This is a genomic window from Campylobacter sp. BCW_6889 (assembly GCF_001762535.1).
GTDB classification, from domain to species: Bacteria; Campylobacterota; Campylobacteria; order Campylobacterales; family Campylobacteraceae; genus Campylobacter_D; species Campylobacter_D jejuni.
Window position 1 is genome coordinate 1 of record NZ_MJWZ01000047.1, and the last position, 7,589, is coordinate 7,589.

5 protein-coding genes and 1 pseudogene are annotated in these 7,589 nt (G+C 26.5%); 4 read left to right on the forward strand and 2 right to left on the reverse strand.

The window, feature by feature from the left end; translation table 11 throughout:
* Together AJ939_RS04460 and AJ939_RS04465 are read left to right on the forward strand one after the other, a co-directional pair.
* A pseudogene (locus AJ939_RS04460) lies at positions 1-720 on the forward strand (hypothetical protein); the annotation flags it as partial.
* Between the two features lie 18 nt (positions 721-738).
* The gene (locus tag AJ939_RS04465) at positions 739-2,007 is read left to right on the forward strand and encodes a hypothetical protein (protein WP_070276495.1); all 1,269 of its coding nucleotides are present in this window, start codon (positions 739-741) and stop codon (positions 2,005-2,007) included.
* A gap of 3 nt (positions 2,008-2,010) precedes the next feature.
* On the opposite strand, the gene AJ939_RS04470 is transcribed toward AJ939_RS04465, so the two are convergent.
* A complete protein-coding gene (locus AJ939_RS04470; protein ID WP_044779682.1) occupies positions 2,011-2,910 on the reverse strand; it encodes an FHA domain-containing protein in 900 nt (299 codons plus the stop codon).
* Positions 2,907-6,434 carry a type VI secretion system membrane subunit TssM gene (gene tssM / locus AJ939_RS04475; RefSeq protein WP_070276497.1) on the reverse strand — a complete coding sequence of 1,176 codons (3,528 nt, stop codon included), beginning with the start codon at positions 6,432-6,434 and terminating at the stop codon, positions 2,907-2,909. The genes AJ939_RS04470 and tssM overlap by 4 nt, the downstream gene beginning before the upstream one ends.
* A 133-nt stretch (positions 6,435-6,567) precedes the next feature.
* Between tssM and AJ939_RS04480 the strand changes: the two genes are divergently transcribed.
* Positions 6,568-7,083, forward strand: coding sequence for an Hcp family type VI secretion system effector (locus AJ939_RS04480; protein WP_044779685.1), 516 nt, complete (start codon positions 6,568-6,570; stop codon positions 7,081-7,083).
* Positions 7,084-7,338: 255 nt separating this feature from the next.
* On the forward strand, positions 7,339-7,569 hold the full coding sequence (locus tag AJ939_RS04485) for a hypothetical protein (RefSeq protein ID WP_002881838.1): 231 nt from the start codon (positions 7,339-7,341) through the stop codon (positions 7,567-7,569).
* The last annotated feature ends 20 nt before the right edge of the window (positions 7,570-7,589 follow it).

Sequence of the window (7,589 nt, forward strand, 5' to 3'; positions counted from 1 at the left end):
TATCCTTTTGCAATCAATTCGAAATTCATTAGCTTTGATTTAAAGAAAATTTTTTATGGCATAGATCTTTGCACAGGAGTTTTTGACACTCATTTTTCCTTTCATTATGAAATAGATCAAAAGCTTGAAGAAAATAAAGAATTTCTTTTAAAAAGACTTTTATCTTATTTGATTATTGATGAGAAAAGAAATGCAACTGCTTTAGAGGATATAAAAGAACAAAAATATATTATAGATGATTATACTTTTTATTTTAAAGAGTTAAAATCTTTAGAACTTAAAAAATGCACTATATATCAACTTCCTTGTAATCATCCTTTGTTTAAAGAGTTTAGAAATAAAGAAAAGCAAATTAGTGCTTTTAAAAAGGATGAAGATAGTCCTATTCATGCTTACAATGAAGCTTTACAAATTTTACAAGATTTTGCTAATGGAATTTACAATACAAGTAAAGATAAAACAGGAAGATATATAGAAGATAAAAATAAAACCAGAAGATTACTAGAAAAACTCAATATCATAGGACAAAACAATCTTAAGGCTATGTATATGGGGATAAATGGAAATAAAGAAAGCTTGAAAGCTATAGGCAAAAGAGAAAATAACACTAGCAAAGCAAGTGCAAATGCTGACATCACATCAGAAACAAAAACTCCGCCTAATTTCATAGGCAGACTAGCTACTACTATAATCATAGAAGATGGTTTATACATGGGTTAAATTAAGAAAGGATAGATAATGAGTGAAACTTATGAGATTTATACACCTAATGGATTAACATTAGATGTGGAAAAAGATACCAATAAAATACTCTTTAAAGAAAATGTTAAGCCCACAGGCAACTATACCGAAGAATATTCCAAAGCGGTTTTTAAATCTTATCATATTATGAAAAACTCCCCCTACAAAGACTATAAACCCCAATACCTAGATCCTGAATTTCACACAGGGGAGAAATCTACTTTGCTTGAATTTAAAGATTGGCAAAGCATATATTTAAAAGATCCTATCAAAGGAAGCATAGCTCCTTGGACTAAAGCAGAAAAAGCTTATTATAAATCTTTAAAAACTAAAAGAGAAAGATATAAATATTTAGCAATAAGAAGTGGATTAAGATCTGTGGTTATAGATATACCCTATGATGCTTATGCTAATGTAGATGAAAAAGGATATTTAATCAATGAAGAATACGCCTATATTTACGATGAAGTAAGTTCTCATCGTGGAACATTAAAATCTTATTCTTTCTTTAATGAATGGGAATTGTCTGCTTTACTTTTGGGAAATATTAAAGCTAGTCCCACAGCTGCCGTAGGATTTAAAGCAAGACAACAACAAGCATTGTTTTTACAAGCTCAACTTGGAGATAAAAATGCTTTTAAAAGTTTAGGTTTAGCAGTATTGTGTTCTAATTCTTTTCTTACAGGGCAACATTGGAATAAGCTTAGAGCAAAAATGATTTACGATTTACACGATCATCATTATGAGAGTTTATTAGATGAATTTGGTATGCTTCCTTTTTTAGATGAGATTATAGGAGCAGATTGGACGATTGATTTAAATAAATATGATTTTGCCTATGATGAAGAAGGCAGGATCATTTGGGCTTTATATGATGATATTGAAAAAGGCAAATTAAAAGATCCAAGAGATATAGATTCTACTCCTGAAAGTAGAAATAAATTTGATGATGCTATGGATGGATACGAAAATGGAATGGTAACAAGATTTGATGTAGATACTCCAAATGATTGGAGTGAACAACAAGCTGCTTTAGATAGAGATACTCTAGTATTAAGCGCCAAATTAGCAGCCCTCACTCCTCCTCAAGGCTATCCTAATGCCCCTTATTATTTTACACCTGAAAGATTAGAATGGATTTATAAAAGAGGATATTTAGACAAACTCCTTGATCCAAGAATTCCTGCTATTTATAGATATAATTTTCCGCAAGAACTTCGAGCTAAAATACTAGCTTATGCTAAAGAGCATAATATCAAAGAGTAAAAATCACTCAAAATCTTTAATATACTTTTCCAATGCTTTGATGGTAAGATTTTCAAAAAGAATCTTATCTTCTTTAATATTATTTTGTATGGCAGCTTCAATATATTTAATAAACATATTTTCTTCCATTTCTTCAAATATTGGAGTATATAATTCTTTTGCGATTAGGCTAAGGGCTAAAATATTGATCAATCTTGTGGATTTGATTAAGGGTATATTATTAATAATACTTTCAAAATCTTTAATGTTGATAGGAGAATAATCATTATTTAATTTAGAGTTTTGTTGTTTTGTTTTAATATCTTTTAAATTTTTTACCAAACTTTTTAAAACATTTTCATATTCTAATGAATTTGGATTTTTTTGAATTATTTCTTTTAAAAAGCTATCATCTGCCTTTTCTTCTTCGATAAATTTATAATCATTATTTTCTAAAATCTCTTTCAACTCTTTATTTTTGTCAAAATTTATACTTGTTTTTCCTCTAGGCTTAATTTCAATTTCATCAAAATGATTGCGTTTTTCAATATCTTCTAAGTATTTTTTATTTTCTTTAATGCTTGCTTCAATGCTTTTTGCATCCACAAATCTAAATTCTAAATTACCGATTTTAAAAATATCGCCTATACTGATTATTATTTCATAGCCACTTGGCATTCTAGAAAAGGACTTATTATAATAAATGTCAGAATCTTCAAAAGCCGCAATTGTAAAAGATCCTTCTTCATAAGATACTATGGCATGGGTATTTTTGATTTGTTCTAGTTTATCTTGAATACGAAAAGTGCAATCATCACCGCTTCCTATAGTTCCACCCTTTGTGTTAAATACAAATGTTTTAGAACCACTAATACATTCGTCATAATTCTCAATAGTAATTCCTATTTCTTCTTTTTCTATCATTGTTTATTTACCCCTGTAATATTTTCTACTATTTTAAGATTATTTAAAATATAAACTATATTATTTAATTCACTAGCACCGTTAATAATTTCAAAGTCAAAATATAAGTTTTTATTATTGTTAAATATAATGCTGTATATAGAATTACTTTTATTATCTTTTATAAACTTATACCATGCCCATTCTCCTTTATATGATTTTGTATAATTTAAATTAGGATTAGAGTAGTTATAGGCTGTAAAATTTAAACTTGTTCCATTATTGAATTTTTCTGCTACAATTTGTAGGGTTTGATTAAGAGTATGATCGTATTGGATATTTTTATTATCATAGCCAAGCTTTATAAAGGAAAAATCCGCACTTAAATCAAGGCTTTGAATAGTAAAATTAACTTTTATATTATCATTACCATTTAGTATGAGACTAGAGAGATTGCCTGCATTGGTGATAAAATCTAAAAATTCTTTAGAGAAATTTAATTTTGAAGCAAATTGAGAATTGACAGAATAGTTATTTTTTCTTTTTACCAAAACATTGTTCAAGTATTTTTTATAAAAACTATTTAATGTCCCATTTCTTCCAAAAAATGTTTTAAAACTATCCATACTAAGATCTGCTACACTCTCATCATTAAAAGGATAATATGGCGCAATATCATTAACAAATGGATTATACACTTCATTAATCCAAGCAGTATTAAATAAAGAAATACCATGATTTTCTATAAAATTCCACGAATAATTAGAAAGCTGACTATAATATCTCTCTAAATCATTAGGTAATTTTTTTATGTTCATTTGAAATACAGCAAAAGGATCATTGGCATCTTTATTGCCTCCAAGAGCATATGAAATTTTTTCTTCAGCGCTTTGGTTATTATTAGAACTAAAATCTATAATTTTATTGGACATATTTGCAATACTTGTATTAAGAATATCTAATATTTTTTCATCATCAGTGCCTTTGCCCACTTCTATATTACCAACACTCAAAAGTGTATTTTTGTTTACTAGCTTATGATATTGTGTGAAAGCATTGCTTACCCCAATAAAATTTGATCTAATTTCCCCAGCATTTAATCCTAAATTGTAGGCTTGAGTTAGTAAAACTGCATCATTTAAATTTGTATTAGAACTAACAATTTTTAACAAAGAATATAAAGGGTTTTCTTTTTTTGATAAGATATTAAGCTCATTAAGCATTGCCTCTTTGGTATTATACCTAACAGGTTGCAATGAAGCGAGTAGATTTTGCCAAGCATTTTGGTATTCACTTAAGTATAATTTTAAAATACCCATAGTCAAAGTGTTTTTATTTTCTTTAAAATTGTTATCTAGCATCCAAGATTCAATATTGATTGCGGTGTCAACTTGTTGATTTAAATCATTTAAAAAGTCCATCATACCAACTTTTGTATATATTTTATCTATAGAAGTTATTTGAGAATTATTTGAAAATACACTATTTGCAGCAAAACCTAAATCCTCTTTTATAAGATATTTTTCTTTAGGTTTATCGCTATTTAAAAAATTAAGAAGAATGTAAATTCTTTGAGTTCTACTTATACTCTCAAGTTTTCTTTTTCCTGTATGTATACTGTTTTCATCTTCTGTAAAAGATTTAAGATTAAATTGTTTAAGCTCATCCACCCCTTCTAGAAAGTCATCTTTAGAGATTGAATACTTACTTAAAGTATTCCAATTCTCGTTAATCCAAATTTTTAGTATTTCTTTATTAAAATATTTTTGTTTAAACAAAGATCTATACATATATAATGTTTTGATTAAATTTTCTTTATTTGTATCGGTAAGTAAAGTATATTCCATTTCTTTTAATAAAGTATTTTTTAACACATCTTCATTCAGTTTATAATAAAGTTGTTTAGCTTCTTTAAATCCTTTGTATGAGAGATTTAGATTTAAATATTGAAATATATTATTATCTTGCCAAAGTTCAGGATAAGTATTTAAAATATTTCTCAATTCAATTAAGAAGTCAGCTTTTTGTTTAATATTTAAATTTTGATAATCTTGATCTTTAAGAAGCAATTGTAAAGATCTTAAGGTATTTTGGCTTTTTTCGAATTCTTTATTGTTTTTACTTATAAAATAAGAAGATATAGCATATGTTCCAAAGCTTATGATTAAAATTATAATTAAAAAAGATAATTTTTTAGAATAAGATTTCATAGCGCTTAAAGAATAATCTGTAAAAATTAAATCTTCGAGCAGTGATTTAACAAAATAGCTTTGTTTATTATGTATAATATTGGATTTTGATAATACTTTTTTGCAGTTATATTTCTCACATATGGCATCGAGTAAGAAATTTCTAGGAATATTTTCTTGATAGGCGCTAACAAAATAAACTCCTCTAAGATAAGAATTATTTTTAAGCTTATTTTCTTCTTGTACTTCCAAAATAAAAGTCTTTGCTAATGCAAATAAATTATCAAATTGTTTTAAAAATAAGTAGCTTTTATTTTTATTTTCCATATTGTAAATATGGGAATTTTTACTCATTAAAGAGCATAATAATGAATCACTTAATTCTTTAAATTCATTATTTAAAAATTCTTCACTTAAGATTTTATCAAAAGATAATCCTAAAATTTTATCCGAAATTTTTTTATCGAAAATATCAAAATACTCTTTCATGCCTTCCATCAAGTCAAGTTTTGAAAAAACTATATAGATGGGCAACTTTAAATTCAAAGTTTTTTCACATTCGTTTACTCTTTTTGTTAGATATCTAATAAGATTTTTGGAATACTCCTTAGGATTATTTAAGAAAAGGACAGTATCAACAACTAAAATAATTCCATTTAGTTTGCTATGAAAAAAATTTTTATTGAGAAAAGTAAGGAATTTTTTCCATATATTTTTTTTAATTAAAAAATCTCTATTTTTATCTATATCATCTTCGGGTATTTCATCGCTACTTGTAGGCTTAAAAAATTCTTCTTGTGAAAAATAGTTTCCTTCTGTATCTAACAAAGCACCTTTTTTTGATACATAAAGTGCAAAATTTCTAGTAGACTTATGGAATTTTTTATAAGACTCTAAACTATCGCTAAGTGGATATTCGATGTTAGAATAATTGATAAAAGTGCTTTTTCCAGCCCCTTCATTTCCTATGATGATAATTAAGGGTAAATTTTTTGTTTTTAAATCATTCTTCCATGTTTCTTTGGCATCTTTAAGAGATAAAAAGAAGTTTCTTTTAGATTTGTAAATAAACTCATCAGCTTCTTTTTTTAGGTCTTTAAATTTTAATCTTTTTTCACTTTTTAAAGAAGATATAAAATTTATAATAGGCTTTAATAAAAAAAATAAAAAAACAATAAGCCAAATTATCAAGATAATACTAAATCTTAAAAATGAGCTACTAAAAATATATATGTCGTTAAAAGCTATTAAAGGACCCCAAAACCAAAATAAAACACTAAAAAGAAAAATACAACAAAGTAAAAAAGCAGTTATAAATAATCTTGATTTTATAAAATCAAATATTTTTTTAAACATCGTTATTCCTTATTTAAAGTAAAAACAAATAAATATTAATATCAATATACAAATATTTTACAAAAATTTATATAGATTAAGATTAAAATGATACAATTTTGAATGTTAAAAAAAATTAAAGGAGGTTCTTTTTATGGCTGAACCAGCGTTTATAAGAATTGAAGGTTCCACACAAGGTTTGATTTCAAGTGGTGCATCTACTGAAGCGAGTATTGGCAATAGATATAAATCAGGTCATGAAGATGAAATCATGGCGCAAGAGGTATCTCATATCGTAACTGTACCCGTTGATCAGCAAAGTGGGCAACCTTCTGGACAAAGAGTTCATAAGCCCTTTTCTTTTACTTGCTCATTGAATAAGTCCGTGCCTTTGTTATATAATGCACTTACCAAAGGAGAAAGACTTCCAACAGTCGAAGTTCATTGGTTTAGAACTGCAGCAAGTGGCGGATCTGAACATTTTTTTACTACAAAATTGGAAGATGCAATTATTACAAATATTGAATTAATAATGCCAAATGCACAAGAGTCAAGTAATCATGATAAAACCGAGCTTTTAAAAGTTTCAATGAGTTATAGAAAAGTAGTTTGGGAACATACTGCTGCTGGAACTAGCGGAAGTGATGATTGGAGAGAAGGTAAAGCTTAATTATAATTATCTTAAAAAATCCCGACTAAAATGCGTAATTATAGTCGGGGTTATATCTTAAAAATATATTTTGTTTTCTTGGTTTTAATTACAAAACTACTTTCTAAATTATAATACTATTTATTCATACATGAAATCATTTATCTTAATGAGCAATTTTTGTCTTCTATGTTTGGATGCTAGCGAGCTAATCTTTATCAAACCACAAAATTACATCTTAATTTTAATAAAATAGAGAATCTAAGGAGATAACCCATGACATATATATTACTTCTTATTATAATTTCTACTATTCTTTCTTATCTTATATTAAAATTTATTTATAAAATCATCTTTAAATCTACAAAAAGCGTTTCAAAGTTTTTAGTCTTTCTTGGAAGTATAGGCTTAATTATCTTTTATTATACTCCTTATTCTTATTATTTAGAGCCTAGTTATTGGCAATTTAGGAATATGTGTAAGTTAAATGAACTTCCTAAAGTATAATAAGATTCTAGGGTATTTTG